Here is a 16,577-nt window from a genome sequence, read left to right as displayed (position 1 = left end):
TCACTTGCCTCGATGTTGGACTAGACGAAGGGCGCGGGTCATGGGGAGCGGATTGCCCGGCAGCAGTTGACCGATGGCCTCGTCGGAGGACCGCACGTCGAGCCTGGATTCCGGGGTGCGGAAGATGCTTCGGATGGCGCGGCGCTCGTCGGGGTCGGGCACGCCGTCGGGGCGCATGGGCACCCAGCGCCATAGGTGCAGCTGGGCGCTGCGCAGCTCCGGGGTGGAACGGCGGATGCGGGCCGCGGCTTCTTGTTGGAAGAAGTCGACGAAGTCCGCGCGGCGCAGCAATATCTGGCGGAAGATGGCGGCGACGGGTTCCTCGACGCGGGGGGTGAGCGCACGATAGGCCGCCGCCATGGCTCCTTCGTGGACGGCCATGCGGGCCATGTGACCGGCGGACATCGGTTCGCGGACGAGCAATGTCGAGAGGCTGGCGACGGTGGGGAGCAGGTAGTCGACGTAGAGGCTGTGGGCGGCGCCTACCAGCTGGAATCCCGGCATGGCCGGGCCGGGGCAGCCGTCCGCTTGGAGTACATCGGACAGAGCCTTGGCAATCCAGTAGCGCTCATATGCCCAGGTGGCGAGGAACGCGGTGATCCGGGCTTCACGCCCCGTCCACGACGAGAGCATGGCGCGCATGTCACCGATTGCCGAGGCTTCGACGCGCCACAGGTACTCGAGGTCTTGATGCAAGACGGGATCCAGGCGCAGCTCGCCGACGTCGACATTGATCTTCGGTCGAGCGCGCTTGGTGTATGCGGCGACGTCGAAATCCGTGGTTACAACGCGCATCGACGCGTCGAAGTACAAGCGTCCGCTTCTGTACCCCGGGGGATGGGTTACGGTGGGCTGCATCGTCTGACCACTCCTTGCGCGAAGTCTGGCTGACTAGCCGTAGTGGCAGCGTAGCACCCCGCGAGGTTGCATTCACGCAGCGCCCACACCTGACCCCAAGTTTTCCACAGAGTTTTCCACGTGTTGTGCACAACTCACACAGATGTAATTTGGCCGAGGATCCGTCGGGAGCAATGTTGCCCGAAACCAGACAAGGGATTGAATGCCCTAGTCAGACGGCGATCGCTGGCCAGAAACCCCGAAAAATCGCCCCGCTCCTCCTCGCGCGCGAGGTTCGTGGCCCAACTGGCTCCTTAGGATCGATCATGCGTCCGGACGACAGAATTTGGGGCCCTGCCCCCGCACCACCCAGCCGCCTGGCCCCGGCCGCGGCATCGCGCAGTGGAGCGTCGGTGAGCGCTGGGACGTCCTGCAACAGTTCACTGCCGACCAGCGGCGCCCCTGCTAACCACCACCCACACACGAGGGCCGCACACCGACGTGGATGTGCGGCCCTCAGCTGTGCCCAGGGGTACTAGCGATGGATCAGTCGTTGCGACGCTCACTCGTCGCGAGCAGACGGTGGTACAGCGGGTGGCTCGCCAGCAGCGAAGCCGCCGCCAGCAACAGACCGACGAGCAACACGGTGCCGATGAGGAGCATGCCGGAGTCGTTGTTCACGCCCATCTTCGTCGCGAAGTTGTACATCGGCAACGCCATCGCCATGCCGAGCCCAGCACCCAGCACCACACCGAGCGCCAGCGGCGCGAACGTCTCCAGCCACATCGTCTTGAGGCTGAACGCCGACGGGGCGCCCATCCGCTGCAGCGCCTGCGACTGCTCGGCGCGCTCGATCGTCGCGGAGGCCTGCGTGATGAGCATCGATGTGGCAGTCAGCACAAACCCCACGGCCAGCGTGATGATGACACCCTTGGTGAAGTCGAGCTGCGACTCCTCGACGAAGGTGCGGGTTGCGGAGCCTTTCTCTCCCTCGGGGTCAAGCTGGAATGGCATCAGAGCCATGAACCCACCGATGAACGACAGCAGCGCCACCCCAGAGACGCGACGCCACGTGGCGCCAGGGTCTGCGGCGATGCGGCGAGCCGCCCACTTCGATGACGGCCACGGCAGCTTCGCCCACAGCTTGGCTTCCACCTGCAGAATCCAAGGTGCCACGAGGTTGATGCCCAGCACGACGGCGAGGATGGCCGCTGCGAACATCATTGCCGGCCCCACCTGGCCGCTCGGGGTGAAAGTGCTCGTCACCGCGCCGCCGACGCCCAGCAGCACCACGAACACGATGGCTCGAATCCACGACAGCGCAGGTTTATTGGCCCGACGGGACACCCCCAGCGGGGAGATCCGCACCTGTCGCAGTCCTCGCCAAGCGGCGAACAGGCCTACGAGCAGGAGGGCGAGGAGCACCGTCGCGAACAGCCAAGCCGGCAGCAGCATCTCGTCGAAGGACAGCGGCACGGCCTGCATCGTCAGGTTGCCCCACAGCGGCAGGGTCGCGACGTAGATCACGGAGCCCAGCACGCCGCCGATGATGGCCTGGATGGTGGCGTCCAGCAGCGACATTTTCACCACCTCACCGCTGCTCAGCCCCATGAGGCGCAGCACGGCGAGACGACGCTCCCGGCCACGCGCGCCCAGCACGGCCGCGCCGGCGGCGAGGTTGACCGTCGCGGGAATCAGGAGGGCGCAGGCGATGCAGGCAAGCACGACGTAGAACCCGAGCACGGTACCGAAGGTTGCGTCCTCCGCCAGCACCTGGGCGTGGAGCCCCGTCGGGTGCTTCGAGCGGTTCCAAAACGCCCACGTGCCACCCGCGACGGTGAGCGCCAGCGCCGCGGCGATGGTGTAGGCCAGGATGCCGGCAAGGTAGAGCAGGCCCTCGCCTTCGCGCGTGCGGAATCGAGCCGCGGTGAGCTGGATGGTGAGCGACGCCAACCCCGTGGCTGGCTTGTGCGCGCTCCGAGCGGCGGTGGGTTGAGCGGTAGCGACAGACATCACACGGTCTCCTTTCGGGCGTTGAGCGGGCTGTCGGCGTGAACCAAGCCGTCGCGGATCTCAACGAGCCTGGAGCACCAGCGAGCGACGCCGAGATCGTGCGTGACAAGCACCAACGCGGCCCCACTCATCGATACCGACGTGGTGAGCAGCTGCATCATCTCGTGCCCGGTGGCCTGGTCGAGGGCACCGGAGGGCTCGTCGGCGAACACCACGGCTGGTTTTCCGACGAGGGCGCGGGCAATCGCGACGCGCTGAGCCTGGCCGCCCGACATTTCTGCCGGTCGGCGGTTGCGCAGCTCGCCCAAGCCGAGCTGGTTGAGCACCTCGTCGGCGGCTTGCAGGGCCTTGCCGGCGCGGGTGCCGGTGAGCATGAGCGGCAGCGCGACGTTCTCGCGGGCCGGCAGCTCGGGGATGAGCTGGCCGTCTTGGAAGACGAAGCCGAAGTCGTGCAGGCGGATGTGGGAACGTTCCTTGTCAGGCAGCGCTGACAGCGGCTTCCCCGCGAACTGCACCTCGCCCGCGTCGGGGGCGAGCACGCCGGAGAGGCAGTGCAGCAGGGTGGATTTTCCGGAACCCGACGGGCCCATGATGGCGACGGTTTCTCCCGCGCCGATGGTGAGGCTGATGCCGGCGAGCGCCTGCACCTGGCCAAAACGCTTGACGATGTCGGTGGTTGTGAGCAGTGGTTGATTCATGTTCACCAGTTCATCGTGCCAAAGCCCCACGCACCATGGCCTGGGATTCCGTCTTTGAGGTAGTGCTGGCACTACCCCCATCCCCCGAAGCAGCGGATAGATTGGGGGCGTGGTTTGGCCATTTCGGGCGCGAGGGACGCGTCGCGCCCAGTCGCACGAGGAACGCGCCGCGCGCACCATCCGGGAGCTCACGGAGTCGCGGCGGGTTATCGTCGACGCCTATGAGGTGGAGCGTCGGCGGATCGAGCGCGACCTCCATGACGGCGCCCAGCAGTACCTTGTCGCTGCCAAGATGCAGCTGGGCGAGGCGCAGCTCTCCCCCACCCTCGCCGATGACCCTGCCCTCGCCGCACTGCTCCGCGACGCGCAGCACACGCTGCAGCAGGGCCTCGACTCGCTGCGCGCTACGGTGCGCGGTATCCACCCGCAGGCGCTCGTCGAGCTCGGGTTAGAGGCGGCGCTCACCGACGTCGCGAATGCCACCAACGACGACGTGCGCATCATCTGCCCCAATCCCCTGCCGGAGCTGTCCGAAGGCGTGCTCGCCGCCGCGTACTTCTTCGCCGTCGAAGCCATCACCAACGCGCGGAAATACGCACCCGACAAGCCCATGAACGTACTCCTCACGGCAGGATCGACGCTGCGAATCTCCGTCGTCGACCAAGGCCCAGGCGGCGCCACATTCGTCGACGGGCACGGCTTGGCCGGCATGCGCGAGCGCCTCGCCGCGTTCGGCGGCTCGCTCACCCTCTCGAGCCCCGACGGCGGCCCCACCCAGGTGGCCGCCTCCATCCCCTTGCTCCTCCAGCGCGGCGAGGGCGGACTCGTCGCCCACGTCGCCGCCCACCCCGAAAAGGACCTCCCATGACGAAACTCGTGCTCGCCGACGATTCCGCCCTGCTGCGCGAAGGACTCGCTGGCCTCCTGGAACGCCAGGGGTTCGAGATTGTCGCGCACGAGTCCGACGCCGAGGGCCTCGTCGCACGCGTCGACGCGCTCGCCGAAGCCGATCAGTTGCCCGACGGCATCATCACCGACGTGCGCATGCCGCCCACGATGACCAACGACGGGCTCACCGCAGCTCTGGAACTGAAGCAGCGTCACCCTGGGCTCTCGGTGATGGTGCTGAGCCAGTACGTGTCGCCCGCCTATGCCCAGCAGCTGTTCGCCCTCGACGGGCCAGCCGACGGGGGCGGCACGGGGTACCTGCTGAAGGACCGCATCTCCGAGGTGGCGGATTTCCTGGGGCAGCTGAAGGTGGTGCTCGCAGGCGGTGTCGCCATCGACCCCGAGGTGGCTAGAGCGATGATGCGCGCGACGAAGTCCGGGCTCGGTACGCTCACGTCGCGTGAGCTCGAGGTGCTGGAGCTCATGGCGCGCGGGCTTGCGAACAGTGAGATCGCGGAACGGCTCGTCATCTCCGGTGCCGCCGTCGCCAAGCACGTGTCGTCGATTTTCCTGAAACTCGGCCTCAGCCCGTCGGAGGAAAACCGCCGCGTGCGAGCCATCCTCGCCTACCTCGGCGATCGCGCGCAGCCCTGACGCCGGGGTGCCAGCTGAGAAACTGCAAAACTCGCCACCAGCGCGACCCCTCCCCGCTCAATCACGCGTGAGGCCTTCAACTGTTGGCGAGTTTTGCAGTTTCGTGCCGGCTAACCGAAGCGGTCACTGCCCGCACCGGGCGAAGAACTCCGCCATGGCACGCAGCGACTGCTCCGCCTGGTCGAGCATCCGGGTGTACTGCAGGAACGTGTGAATCACCCCGTCGACCACCACCAGCTCATGCCTCTCACCGGGCAGGAGCTGGGCGAGGGCACGGGAGTCGTCGAGGAGGGGGTCAAGCGACGTCGCGAGGATGTGACAAGGGGGAATGCCCGTCAGGTTGGCGGCGAGCACGTCGTAGTAGGGGCTGCGGAGATCGTCGGCGTCGATGTAGTGCGCCTGCCAGGAGGCCATCGCGTCGGGGGTCATGCCGTCCCACCAGCCGCCGAGCGTGCGCCGCGACACCGAGTCGCGCAGCCCGTAGCCCCCGTAGGCCAGCAGCAGGCAGCGGATTCCCGACGCGTCCCCCACCTCGTCGCGCAGCCATAGCCAGGTGGCGACGGCGAGCGTCGCCCCCGCGGAGTCGCCGGCGAGGGTGATGTCTGCCCCGTCGACGCCCCACTCGTCGGGGTGGGCACGGATGTGCTGCACCACGGCCACGCATTCCTCCAACGGCTGCGGGAAGCGCGCCTCGGGCGCGAGCGTGTAGTCGACGGACACCACCGTCGCCCGGGCAAGGTGGGCGAGGGTGCGGGTGAGGCGCTCGTGCGTCTCGGGAGACCCGACGATGTACCCACCCCCGTGGATCCACACGATGACCGGCGCTCCGGGGTCACCGCCGCGGGCCACCGTCGCGCGCACAGCACCCCACCGCGTCGGCACTCGGCGCTCTCCGACCGGCAGCGCCGGCCCGCCCTCGTTCCACCACTGAGCCTCCGCCTCGTACCGCGCGCGCACCGCAGCCATGGAGGTATCCGACGAGCGCACCTCCAGCTCGGCGATCTTCCGCAGCACGGCATCCTGCTGGGCGCTCCACCGCGACGGGACGTCGCTCACGGCGTGTGGAGCTCCTCGTCGGGGGCGACGATGGACATCTTCCTCGCGGCGTAGTCGACGTGGACGTCGACCCGCTGATCGGCGGTGGAGATGGAGTAGTCGAGCACGCCGTCGGCCTTGTAGGTAACGGCGAGCTGCCCAGTCGAAAGCCAGGCGTGCCGACGGCGGAAGCCGATGAGCAGCTGGTACCAGCGGTGCAGCTGGGCCCCCAGCGTCGAGAGCTCCGACGGTGACTCGGGCAGCGGCTGGCGGATGTCGGTGTCGCCGCCCTCGGCCTCACGCTTGATGCCGGTGAAGCCTTGCTCGTCGCCGTAGTAGATGGATGGCAGCCCGGGCACGGTGAGCAGCACGCCCGCTGCCAGCGCCGCGCCGTCGGCCCCGACGGAGGATGCGACGCGGGTGACGTCGTGGTTGCCGACGAACGTCTGCGGCAGGAAGTGGCGGCAGAACTCGACGTGGCGCTCCAGCGCGTGAGCGAGTTCCCACGGGTTGCTGTCGTTGATAGAGCTCCAGATGGCCTTCCACAGCTCGTACTGGGTGACGGTGTCGACGCCGGATGCCTCCACAAATTTCGGGTAGTCGCCGTGGATGACCTCGCCCAGGAAGACCGCGTCGGGGAACTCCTCGCGCACGCGCCCAATCACGCTCGACCAGAACTGCGGCGACACCGAGTAGGCGACGTCGAGCCGCCAGCCGGTAATACCCTTGCGCAGCCAGTGCAGCATCACATCGCCGACGAACTGCTGCACGTCGGCGTTGGTGTGCTGCAGTTCGACGAGATCGAAGTTGCCTTCCCAGCCGAGCGGGTGCCCGTCCACCCATCGCACCATGTCGGGGCGCTCGGTGATGAACTTGTGGCTGTAGGCCACGTGGTTGAACACACCATCAAGGATGAGCTGGACGCCCCGTTCCTTGCACGCCGCGACGAGCCGGTCGAAGTCGGCTTCCGTGCCCAGGCGGGCGTCGATACGAAAGTGGTCGAGAGTGTCGTAGCCGTGGCTGACGGAGTCGAAGATGGGCCCGAGCAGCAGGCCGTTACAGCCCAGCTCCAGGGCGTAGTCGAGCCAGGGCTCAAACTTCGCGTGCTCACGCGCCGGCACGTCGGGTGCGGCGTGCGTGGGCGCGCCCAGTGCGCCGAGCGGATACACGTGCCACCAGATGGCATGGCTGAGGTCGGTCATCACGTTCCCTTCAGAATTGCCAACCATCCTAGCGATGAGGGTGTTACTCGTCTTGGATGGGCCAGCCGTGCTCCGCGAGCGCATGCTGAGCGAGCTCGTCGCCCCGAGATGCGTCGTGATCCATCAGCTCCTCATGCAACGACGCCAGCGCCCACAGCATGTCTGCCGGGATGACCCCCGGATCGTTCGCCGCCTCCGCCAGCGCGATGCGATACGCCTCCCCGACGCACCCCGTCGCCGTGAGCGGATAGGTGAGGTGGGCGTCGTCGGGTGTGGCATACGGTTCATCAGGGCAAGGCAGCAGCATGGCGTAGCTATTGAGCTCTGTGATGGACAAGTGGTGACGCACGACGGGGTGGAGGTGCTCGTCGGCCGAAGCTAACAGCGAGGCGCGGCGGAGCATGAGGAACATGTCGATGAATTGCTGCACGGTGGTCCTTTCGAAGTGGTGTACCAGGGTTATAGGCAACTCGCACCCCTCCACGCCCGTTTTCCACAGGACAAATTTCTGCCTTCCCGCACCATGCAGCGCATCAGTGGAACGATAGGCGCATGGATTTCCTGCGTGACTTGTGGTTTGAAGTGGGTATCACGCCAGCGCAGGCGCTCGGCGTCATCATTTCTGCGACGGTGATGTACCTCACGTTCACCGCTGTGCTGCGGGTGTGGGGGCAGCGGCTGTACGCCAACCGCACCGGCACCGGGCTCGCGGTGGTGCTCGTGCTGGGTGCGGTGGTGGGTCGTTCGATGCTCGGCCCCAACGTGACGGTGCTCGGCGGGCTGATCGCGCTCGCCATGCTCGTGCTCCTTGAGTCGTTCTTCGGGGCCGGCCGCCGCGCCGGGCTGTTCGGATACCGTCGCGCCATCGTGATCTACGCCAACCAGGAGCTCGACGAGCGCGCCATCCGTCGCTACCACGTCAACCAGCGCACGCTGTGGGCGCGCCTGCGCCAATCCGGCATCACCAACCTGGGGCACGTGCGCGCGCTCATTTTGGAAACCGACGGCTCCATCACCGTCCTGCGCCACGGCGTCGAGCTCGACTCGCGCCTGCTCACCAACGTGCGCGGCGCCGAGAAGCTCCTGCGCTAGGTGCACCGTCGGCACACAATCCCACACCGCTTGACACAAATAATCCTTTATATAAACTACTGCTTATGAGCAACGGGGTATTCCACGACACGGACGGCGTGATCACGCTGTTTCGTGCCTTGGCCCACCCCGCTCGAGCCACCATCGTTCATCGACTCACCCAAGGCCCCACCGACGTCACAGAGCTCACCGAGCTGCTGGACGTTTCTCAGCCGCTCGCTTCCCACCACCTCCGCACCCTCCGGGATGCCCACCTGGTGGAAGGGACGAAGGATGGCCGACGGACGGTGTACCGGCTCATCGACGAGCACGTGGCTCACATCTTCCTCGACGCCCACAACCACATGAAGGAGCACAACAATGACTGCGACCACTGAGCACCGCACCCACGACGAGCACACCCACCGCCACGCCGCCGACTGCGGCCACCCCACCCGCGAGCACGACGGCCACGTCGACTACATTCACGACGGCCACGCGCACCGCGAGCACGATGGGCACTACGACGAATGCAACACCTGCGGCTGCACGAACTGCACCTGCACCACCTGCGCCGGCTGCAAGTGCGACGAGTGCACCTGCAGCAACTGCACCCACCAGGCCTGAGCCTGCCCGCCCGCGCGACGCTCTCCTTGCCATGCACAAGGAGGGTGCCGCGCGGCGTTGTTCGTCTGGCAAAGTAGCGGCCATGACTGACCTCGTCCTCATCGCAGCACCTCAAGAGGCCGCGCACCTGCCGAGCAGCGTCCACGTCGAGCTCATCGGCATCGGCATGGTCCCCGCAGCGGTTGCGACGACCCGCGCCATCCTCGAGCATCGACCGTCGCGGGTGGTGAACCTGGGGTCGGTGGGCGCCCTCGACCCGTCGATCTCTGGCATCTGTCGCCCGTCAGCCGTGATTAATCGCGACATCAACACCGACGAGCTGCGCGCCGCCGGGCTGCACATCGACGACCGCATCGAGCTGGGCGGCGACGGTCCCGTGCTCGGCTCCGGCGACTCGTTCGTCGCAGGCGGCCCGGCTCGCGACGAGCTGCTGCGTCGATGCCAGATCGTGGACATGGAGGGGTTCGCCGTCGCCCACGCCTGCCGCGCGTTGGGCGTCGAGCTGCTCATGATCAAGCACGTCTCCGATGCCGCCGACGAGGCTGCCGTGGCCTGGAAAGACGTCGTCGACCGCTCCGCCCGGGCACTCGCGGACGCGTACGCCGAGCTGTCGTCGTAGCACAGCCATCCCGCTCGCGGTTCAGGCTCTGCCTCACACGCGAGTACACTGCACCGGCGGGTGATGCGATTGATGAGCAAGGTACAAGAGTTCTTCACGATGGCGCCGTCGCGCCGCGACCACATTCCAGCGTTCCGTATCGCCGTCGGTGTGGCGCTCCCCCTACTCACCTTGCTCCTCCTAGGCCGCCTTGACTTAGCGATTTACGCCACGTTCGGCTCCTTCACCGGCATCTACGCCCGCCACGAATCGCGTCGATCCCGGTTCCTACGCCAGTCGTTCGCGGGCGCCATGATCACCGTCTGTATCGGTATCGGCGCCACGATGGGCTCACTCCAGGTGAACTCGTGGACGATCATGCTCGTGAGCTCCGTCGTCTCAGCCGTGACGGCCATGATCGCTGCCCGGTTCAACCTTCGCCCTGCCGGATCCGTCTTTTTCATCTTCGCGACGGCCGCCGTCGGCGGTGTGCACGACGGCGCCCCGCCGCTGCTGGCGATGCTCGTGGCGTTCCTCTCCGCCGGCGTCTCCGTCGTCTTCGGGGCCTTCGCGCACCTCATCGGTGAGGGGTCGCTCCCCGACTCGGCACCCATGGTGACAAGGCATTACACGCCGAGCCACCTCGTCGGGCACGGCGTGCGATTCTTCGTCGCGCCGTTCCTGGCGGGCACCATCGGCATCCTTTCCATCGACGCGTTGCCCGTGCTGTCGCATCCCTACTGGGCGATGGTGGCGTCGGTGGCGCCGCTCATTTCTCCGTACCGGCGCATCCGATTCATGCGCGCAGTGCACCGCATCGTCGGCACGCTGGGCGGCATCCTCATCGCGGCATTTCTGCTCTCGTTTCCGACTGAGCCATGGCAGCTCATCGTGTGGATCATCGTGCTGCAGTTCCTGGGCGAGATGTACGTCACCCGCAACTACAGCATGGGCATGCTATTCATCACACCCATGGCGTTGATGATGACCCATCTCGCGTCGTCATACCCCGTCGGGGAGATGCTCATCGCTCGAGCGGTGGAGACGGCGATCGGCGCAATCGTTGCACTGGGCGTGGTGGCGTGGGGATACCCGTCTGAGTACCAGCCCCGCATCGTGCGGCAGGTGCGCAACCTCACTCGCGAGGATCGTCTCCTGCTGCAACTGCCGGGACTCACCAGAAAGTGACCGTTATCCTCCACACGCGGCATTTTTGCCCCATTTGAGGGGGAAATTTTGCGGACGTGGAGGATAACGGTCACTTTTCGCTGGTGCTCACACCCGCTCGATGACGAGCTCGCGCGTTTCCCACGCCGGCAGCACCGGCTGGATCTCACCCCAGGCGGGCTTCCAGCTGCCCGACGTGCGCAGCACCACCCGCACGGTGGTAGCGTCCGAGGTCATCTCCCAATCGACAAGGCAATACTCACCCTCGCGCCAGGCGTGGGTGTGGCTGTCGTCGGCGTACACCTGCCCGCGCGTCGTGGCCGAGCCCGGCGCCGGGAACAGCAGTAGCTCGCGCGAGGTATCCGCCGTCGTCGACACATATCCCATGCGTTCCCCGACGGGCACCGCCCCGCCGGCGCGCACCAGCACGGGCAGGCGGTCGAGCGGGGCGTCGAGTTCCACCCACTGCCCGGGCTCGAAGAACTCGCCGGGGCGGTCGAACTCGTACCAGCCGAGCCCACCGTCGGGGAGGTATACGCGGTGCCGCGTCTCGCCCTCGTCGACGACGCTCGCCACCAGCAACTCGTCGCCCAGCAGGAAGTCGGTGTGCTCGCCCCACGCCTCGTCGTCACCGGGGAAACCCCAAGCCAGCGGCTTGATGATCGGTTCGTTGGCGACGTGCGCCCGCCACGAGAGATGCTCGAAGTAGGGCAGGAGCCGGTAGCGCAGCTGCATCGCCTGGCGGATGGCAGGGAGTTGCTCGGGGTACATCCACGGCTCGTTGACGGTGCCGTCGTCGTGCCAAGAGTGGATGGTGAACCGCGGGTGGAGTGCCCCGTTTTGCACCCACCGAGTGAAGAGCTCCGGCGACGGCTTGTTGCCGGCGAATCCGCCGACGTCGTGGCCGACGCGCAGCATTCCGGAGACGGACATCCCGAGCCCCATGAGCGTGTTGTAGCGCAGGGTTCGCCACGACGAGTAGTTGTCGCCCGACCACGTCTCCGCGTACCGCTGCACGCCCGGCAGCCCCGATCGGGTGATGAGGTATTGGCGCTCGTCAGGGGAGAATTCCTGCTGCTCCGCAGCGGAGGATTGCACCATCAGCAAGGTGTGCACGGGGCGGATCGCACGCATCGGTATCGCCTGCCCGAACCCGAAGCAGGTGGCGCGCTCGTCCCATACCTCGAATTCGTTGTTGTCGTTCCAGGTGGATTCAATCCCCATTTCCAGCAGCTGTTCGCGCACACCCCGTCGCCACCAGTCGATCGTCGCGGGGTTGGTGAAATCGAGGTTGGAGCCGTAGTCGTCCCAGAACATCTGCATGTCGGGGCCGTCGGGGCCCTGCACCACGAGGTCGCGCACCTCGGCGTAGCGCGGGTGGTCGCGCAGCAGCGCGGGCTTGATGTTCGCGGCCAAGTGCGCGCCGCCGGCGCGGAACGCGTCGGAGAATGCCTTGGGGTCGGGGAACTTGTCGCGGTTCCAGTTGAAGACGTAGCGCTTGCCGTCGATGGTGGTGTATCCGCTGGAGAGTTGGAAGAGGTCGACGGGGATGTCGTGCTCGCGGCACTCGTCGAGGAAGCCGAGCACCTGCTCGGCGGCGTTGGGGGCATCCGTGTAGTGCATCGTCGAGCCGGAGTATCCGAGGCTCCAGGTGGGCGGGTACGACGTGCCGCCGATGAGGTCGGTGAATGCCGCGGTGAGCGCCTGCGGCGTGCCTTCGGCGAGCACCCAGTAGTCGATGTCGCCCATCTCAGCGCTCCACGAGCGGTACGGCAGGTGATAGTTGTCTTTCTCCTGACCGACGTTCATCGTCGTCGTCGCGGTGTTGTCCCAAAACACTCCGACGAACGGCCCGGCGGCCGTGCGCACAATGAGGAAGGGCCAGTGCTTGTACAGCGGGTCGGTCTCGAGCGCGTCGTAACCGAGCGCGTCCAGGCACCGGAACTCGTACTTCTGTCCGGTGCGCTCGAAGCTGCCGGCCTTCTCCCCAAGCCCGAAACAGCGGTCGCCCGCGCGATGCTGCTGGTAGTGCGATACCCGCCCCGACACAGATCCGACGGTGTAGGCACCCGTGTCGCGATCCGCCAGCACGGTGACCCACGCGTCGGCCATGCGCTGCTGCCACTCGATGCGCAGCGGCTCGCCGCGCACCACCGCGCGCAGGTCGCCCGCGTCGACGATCCACTCACCGTCGCGCTCCTCGAGCGCCACCGGCACGGTGTCGCGCCCGCCGGGGTTCGAGCGCGGATACCCCTCGAACGGCGCGTCAGGGCGGGTGCCGTCGGGGCGTGTGGCCGGGCCAATCGACCAGGTACGAGGCACCGTCGGCTCCCCATCGGTCACCCACGCCCGCATCAGCCTCGACCCGTACGCCTCTACGCGCAGCGTGAACCCGCCCTCGACGGTGAACTCGGCGTGACCATCCACAACCGACGCGCCCGTGATCTCGTTCAGGTCCTCCACGATGTCCTCACTTAATACCGGTATTGGCGATACCCGCGACGATGTACTTCTGCAGGAAAAGGAACACGATAATCACCGGCACCATCGACACCACCGACATAGCAAGCAGGTAGTTAAACGGCACTGTCAGCTGGCTGTTGAACTGCGCCAGCGCGACGGGCAGCGTGTACAGGTTGCTGTCTTGGGCGATGATCTTCGGCCAGAGGAAGTCGTTCCAGCGCCACATGATGGAGAAGATGGTGACGACGGCGATCGGCGGCCCACACAGCGGCACCACAACCCTCAGGAACGTGTTGAATTCGCCCGAGCCGTCAACCCGTGCAGCCTCGATGAGCTCGTCGGGAATGCTGAGCATGTATTGGCGAATGAGGAACACACCCGTCGGCGTGGCAGCAGGCGGGATGATCATGCCCCATAGGCTGTTGACCAGCCCAAGGCTCGCAGCCATCTGATACACGGGGATGAAGATCACCTGGAGCGGCACCATGATCGTGGCGAGCACCACGAGGAACAGCAGGTTGCGGCCACGGAAGTTGTACTTCGCAAGGCCATATGCGCACATGACGTTGATGATCACGGTCAAGACGGTGGCGGTCAGCGTCACGAAGACAGAGTTGGCGATGTAGGTACCGAAGTCGAACTGCGCGAGCGCGTTGGTGTAGTTGTCGAAGTTCCAACTCGACGGAAACAGTTTCGGTGGGCGCGCAGCCAGCTCCGATGGCGTCTTGAAGCTGGAGATGAACGTCCAAGCCAGCGGAATGAGGACGACGAGCGACATCAAGGTGAGCAGCACCGTGCGCAGAATTTTCCACGCCGGGCTGTGCTGGATTTTGCGGCCGCTAGGTTCGGGAATAGACGTCCAGGTAGATGGGGCTTTGGTCTCAGCGGAAGCAGACATATCAGGCGGCGTCCTTCCTGCGTCCATTGAGGTAGTTCACGACGGTCACCAAGAAGACCGCGACGAACAACACCACAGCGCCGGCGGATGCCATGCCGTAGCTCGCTGGAGTGCTGAATGCTTTATCGAAGATGTATTGGACCATGAGCGTCGTCGACCCGACGGGGCCACCACCGGTGAGTGTCCAGATGAAGTCGAATGACTGGAAGCCCGAGATGGTGGACAAGATGAGCACGACGAACGTCGTCGGCCTGAGCAGCGGCCAGGTGATCTGGAAGAACGTCTGAAGGCCAGTTGCTCCGTCCACCCTCGCGGCCTCGTAGACGTTGCCGTCGATTCCCTGCAGCCCCGACAGCATGATGAGTGTGTAAAAGCCGGTGTGGAACCACAGTCCGACGAAGATGATCACGCCCATCGCGAGTCTGCCATTGACGAGCCACCCGACCGCAGGGATGTCGAAGGCCCCGAGCGCAACGTTGACCAAGCCGTTGCTTCCGTCGAAGATCCAGCCCCAGAGCAGGCCGATCACCACGGCAGACAGCAGGCTCGGCAAGAACGCGACAGCCCGGAAGAAGCCTCTGCCTTTGAACGAATCGTTGAGCATGATCGCGCCGATCGTGGCGAGCACGATCGTGAGCGCGACGAATGCCACGGTGTAGATGAGTGTGTTGAGCGCCACTTGGGCGAACTCTTCGTTGCTGACGATCCGCTCGAAGTTCTTTGTCCCGACCCACGTGAACTTGCGCCCGTTCTTGGAGTCGTAGAGCGCCATGTTGAACAGGTTGAACGTGGGGATGATCGTGAAGAGGCCGAACACGACCATGTTCGGGAGGATAAAGAGGTACGGGGCGACGGCCTTCGACGTCAGCTTGTGCCGACGTCGAGGACGCCGCCCCGGCGCCTCCGCATTGCTGCTAGGAGACATTCTCGATGCTCTCGTCGGTGCCCTTGATGATGGCCTTCGCCGTGTCCTCAGGGCTGGCCTGACCGTCGATCATCTTGGCCATCTCGTCGATGATCACCTTCGTCGTGTTCGGGAAGGCGGGCGAGAAGGCCGAGGAAAACGCGTCCTCGGGGGTTTCGGTGACGCCCTTCTGGAACACCTCCATGTCTTCCTGACGCTGAGCGTAGGTCACGTCGCCTTCGAGGAGATCCTGACGGGTAGGCATGAAGTTCGCCTTCTCAGCCATGTACTTCTGCTGGTCGGCTTCGCTCATGAACGCGATGAATTCCGCAGCCAGGTTGGGGTTCTTGGCCCCTTTGAAGGAGACGAGGAACTTACCACCAGGGAAGCCGCCGCAACGCTCTTCACAGGGGTTCGGCACGACGGCCCAATCGAATTCTGCATCCGACGAGAACGCCGCAACCTGCCAGTTACCCGACAAGTACACGGGCACCTGCCCAGCGAGGAAGATCTCGTTTGCAGCCTTGTACTTGGAGCCGGCCTGCAGGAACAGGTCCTTCGGCATCGTGCCGTCCTGATGCCATTCGTTCAGCTTGGTGAGAGCCTTGGTGAGCTTGGTCTCGTCCCACCCGTTCTTGCCGTCCTTATCAATCGCCGAGGTGCCGAACTGTGAGAACACCGTCGAGAAACGGTTACCGGAGACGTCGACTGCGACGGCATTCTCTGTGCCGGCAGCCTGCTGCACCTTCTTGGCCGCCTCCATCATCTCGTCCCAGGACTTCCATGGCTTGTCTGCGGTGGGAACTTCGACGCCGGCCTTCTTGAACAGGTCGACGTTCACGATGGGCCCGTTGAGCGTCAGGTCGTTCGGAGCTGCGATGCGCGCGTCGCCGTTCATCGCAGCCAGGTCCATGCCGGGGTTGAAGGTGCCGTCGAAGGCTTCCTTCTGGTACTGGTTCAGATCCAACAGATCGTCGGTGAAGGATGCCAGCTTGTCGATTCGGGCGACATCGGGGGCGTTGTCGCCCGCGATGCGCTGCTGAAGGGTCTGCTCCAAATCCGAGAATGGGACGATCTGGAGGTCGACCTTGGCTCCGGACTTCTCTTCAAACTTCTTGATGAGATCCCGGGTGGCCTGCTCGTCAGGACCATCGGTGAAGTAGACGTAGGAGAGGTTCTTGTCCTTGTCTTCTGTCGCCGCCTCTTGATCGTCGGACTGGCCCGGTGCGCAACCGGCGAGCAGAGCGAGGCTTGCTGCAGCCGCAGCGATGCCTTTCAAAATACCTTTGGTGTGGAGAGCCACGTTGCTACCTTTCGTCATTGAAATCGCACGGGACATGCGACCTTCGTGCTCCGCCGCATTGGGAGCGCATTGTTCGGTTAACTCGGACGTTATCACTTGCACTCGGGGAACCTGCAGTCTTCAAACAGGCATCATGGTCTCAGTGCAACAAATGGCAACCTTTTGTTGTCAAGCGGTGACATCACCACGTTGGCTCTCGACAGAGACGGAAGACGACAC

General features: G+C 65.4%; 17 protein-coding genes. 7 read left to right on the top strand and 10 right to left on the bottom strand.

Features of this window, described 5'->3' with window-relative positions; all coding sequences use genetic code 11:
• From Q0X68_RS00485 to Q0X68_RS00475, 3 genes are all read right to left on the bottom strand, one after another.
• On the bottom strand, nt 1-858 hold the full coding sequence (locus tag Q0X68_RS00485) for a hypothetical protein (RefSeq protein WP_297745943.1): 858 nt from the start codon (nt 856-858) through the stop codon (nt 1-3).
• A 525-nt stretch (nt 859-1,383) separates the two neighbouring features.
• Entirely contained in the window at nt 1,384-2,850 is a 1,467-nt protein-coding gene (locus Q0X68_RS00480; protein WP_297745940.1) for an FtsX-like permease family protein, read from the bottom strand.
• Nucleotides 2,850-3,548 carry an ABC transporter ATP-binding protein gene (locus Q0X68_RS00475; RefSeq protein WP_297745936.1) on the bottom strand — a complete coding sequence of 233 codons (699 nt, stop codon included), beginning with the start codon at nt 3,546-3,548 and terminating at the stop codon, nt 2,850-2,852. The genes Q0X68_RS00480 and Q0X68_RS00475 overlap by 1 nt, the downstream gene beginning before the upstream one ends.
• A 109-nt stretch (nt 3,549-3,657) precedes the next feature.
• On the opposite strand from Q0X68_RS00475, the gene Q0X68_RS00470 reads away from it, so the two are divergent.
• Nucleotides 3,658-4,416 (top strand): sensor histidine kinase, encoded by a 759-nt coding sequence (locus Q0X68_RS00470; protein WP_297745933.1) that lies wholly within the window; start codon nt 3,658-3,660, stop codon nt 4,414-4,416.
• Complete coding sequence (locus Q0X68_RS00465) at nt 4,413-5,090, top strand: response regulator transcription factor (protein ID WP_297745930.1); 678 nt, start codon at nt 4,413-4,415, stop codon at nt 5,088-5,090. Before Q0X68_RS00470 ends, Q0X68_RS00465 begins: the two co-directional genes overlap by 4 nt.
• 123 nt (nt 5,091-5,213) lie before the next feature.
• Here the strand turns inward: Q0X68_RS00465 and Q0X68_RS00460 are convergent, their stop codons facing one another.
• The 3 genes from Q0X68_RS00460 to Q0X68_RS00450 are packed head-to-tail and all read right to left on the bottom strand — an operon-like array spanning nt 5,214 to nt 7,757.
• On the bottom strand, nt 5,214-6,146 hold the full coding sequence (locus Q0X68_RS00460; RefSeq protein WP_297745928.1) for an alpha/beta hydrolase fold domain-containing protein: 933 nt from the start codon (nt 6,144-6,146) through the stop codon (nt 5,214-5,216).
• Complete coding sequence (locus tag Q0X68_RS00455) at nt 6,143-7,327, bottom strand: alpha-amylase family glycosyl hydrolase (RefSeq protein WP_297745925.1); 1,185 nt, start codon at nt 7,325-7,327, stop codon at nt 6,143-6,145. The genes Q0X68_RS00460 and Q0X68_RS00455 overlap by 4 nt, the downstream gene beginning before the upstream one ends.
• Nucleotides 7,328-7,370: 43 nt before the next feature.
• A complete protein-coding gene (locus Q0X68_RS00450) occupies nt 7,371-7,757 on the bottom strand; it encodes a hypothetical protein (RefSeq protein WP_297745922.1) in 387 nt (128 codons plus the stop codon).
• Between the two features lie 122 nt (nt 7,758-7,879).
• On the opposite strand from Q0X68_RS00450, the gene Q0X68_RS00445 reads away from it, so the two are divergent.
• The 5 genes from Q0X68_RS00445 to Q0X68_RS00425 all read left to right on the top strand — a co-directional run bounded on the left by Q0X68_RS00445 (nt 7,880) and on the right by Q0X68_RS00425 (nt 10,811).
• Nucleotides 7,880-8,419: a YetF domain-containing protein gene (locus tag Q0X68_RS00445; RefSeq protein ID WP_297745921.1), complete on the top strand. Its 540-nt coding sequence runs from the start codon at nt 7,880-7,882 to the stop codon at nt 8,417-8,419.
• A 65-nt stretch (nt 8,420-8,484) separates the two neighbouring features.
• Nucleotides 8,485-8,796, top strand: coding sequence for a metalloregulator ArsR/SmtB family transcription factor (locus Q0X68_RS00440; RefSeq protein WP_297745918.1), 312 nt, complete (start codon nt 8,485-8,487; stop codon nt 8,794-8,796).
• On the top strand, nt 8,780-9,025 hold the full coding sequence (locus tag Q0X68_RS00435) for a hypothetical protein (RefSeq protein ID WP_297745916.1): 246 nt from the start codon (nt 8,780-8,782) through the stop codon (nt 9,023-9,025). Before Q0X68_RS00440 ends, Q0X68_RS00435 begins: the two co-directional genes overlap by 17 nt.
• Nucleotides 9,026-9,107: 82 nt before the next feature.
• Nucleotides 9,108-9,644 carry a nucleosidase gene (locus tag Q0X68_RS00430; protein WP_297745913.1) on the top strand — a complete coding sequence of 179 codons (537 nt, stop codon included), beginning with the start codon at nt 9,108-9,110 and terminating at the stop codon, nt 9,642-9,644.
• Between the two features lie 72 nt (nt 9,645-9,716).
• Nucleotides 9,717-10,811, top strand: a complete 1,095-nt coding sequence (locus Q0X68_RS00425) for an FUSC family protein (protein ID WP_297745911.1) — start codon at nt 9,717-9,719, stop codon at nt 10,809-10,811.
• Nucleotides 10,812-10,898: 87 nt separating this feature from the next.
• On the opposite strand, the gene Q0X68_RS00420 is transcribed toward Q0X68_RS00425, so the two are convergent.
• Genes Q0X68_RS00420 through Q0X68_RS00405 form a run of 4 tightly spaced genes read right to left on the bottom strand, consistent with a single transcriptional unit; the run spans nt 10,899 to nt 16,358 of the window.
• Nucleotides 10,899-13,253, bottom strand: a complete 2,355-nt coding sequence (locus Q0X68_RS00420) for a TIM-barrel domain-containing protein (protein ID WP_297745908.1) — start codon at nt 13,251-13,253, stop codon at nt 10,899-10,901.
• Between the two features lie 7 nt (nt 13,254-13,260).
• On the bottom strand, nt 13,261-14,151 hold the full coding sequence (locus tag Q0X68_RS00415; protein ID WP_297745905.1) for a carbohydrate ABC transporter permease: 891 nt from the start codon (nt 14,149-14,151) through the stop codon (nt 13,261-13,263).
• A 1-nt stretch (nt 14,152) separates the two neighbouring features.
• Entirely contained in the window at nt 14,153-15,076 is a 924-nt protein-coding gene (locus Q0X68_RS00410) for a carbohydrate ABC transporter permease (protein ID WP_108870990.1), read from the bottom strand.
• The gene (locus Q0X68_RS00405; protein ID WP_297745901.1) at nt 15,066-16,358 is read right to left on the bottom strand and encodes an ABC transporter substrate-binding protein; all 1,293 of its coding nucleotides are present in this window, start codon (nt 16,356-16,358) and stop codon (nt 15,066-15,068) included. Before Q0X68_RS00405 ends, Q0X68_RS00410 begins: the two co-directional genes overlap by 11 nt.
• Between the last annotated feature and the right edge of the window lie 219 nt (nt 16,359-16,577).

It is taken from the genome of uncultured Tessaracoccus sp. (genome assembly GCF_947286155.1).
Lineage (GTDB): Bacteria > Actinomycetota > Actinomycetes > Propionibacteriales > Propionibacteriaceae > Arachnia.
This window is presented reverse-complemented; position numbering and strand designations above follow the sequence as displayed.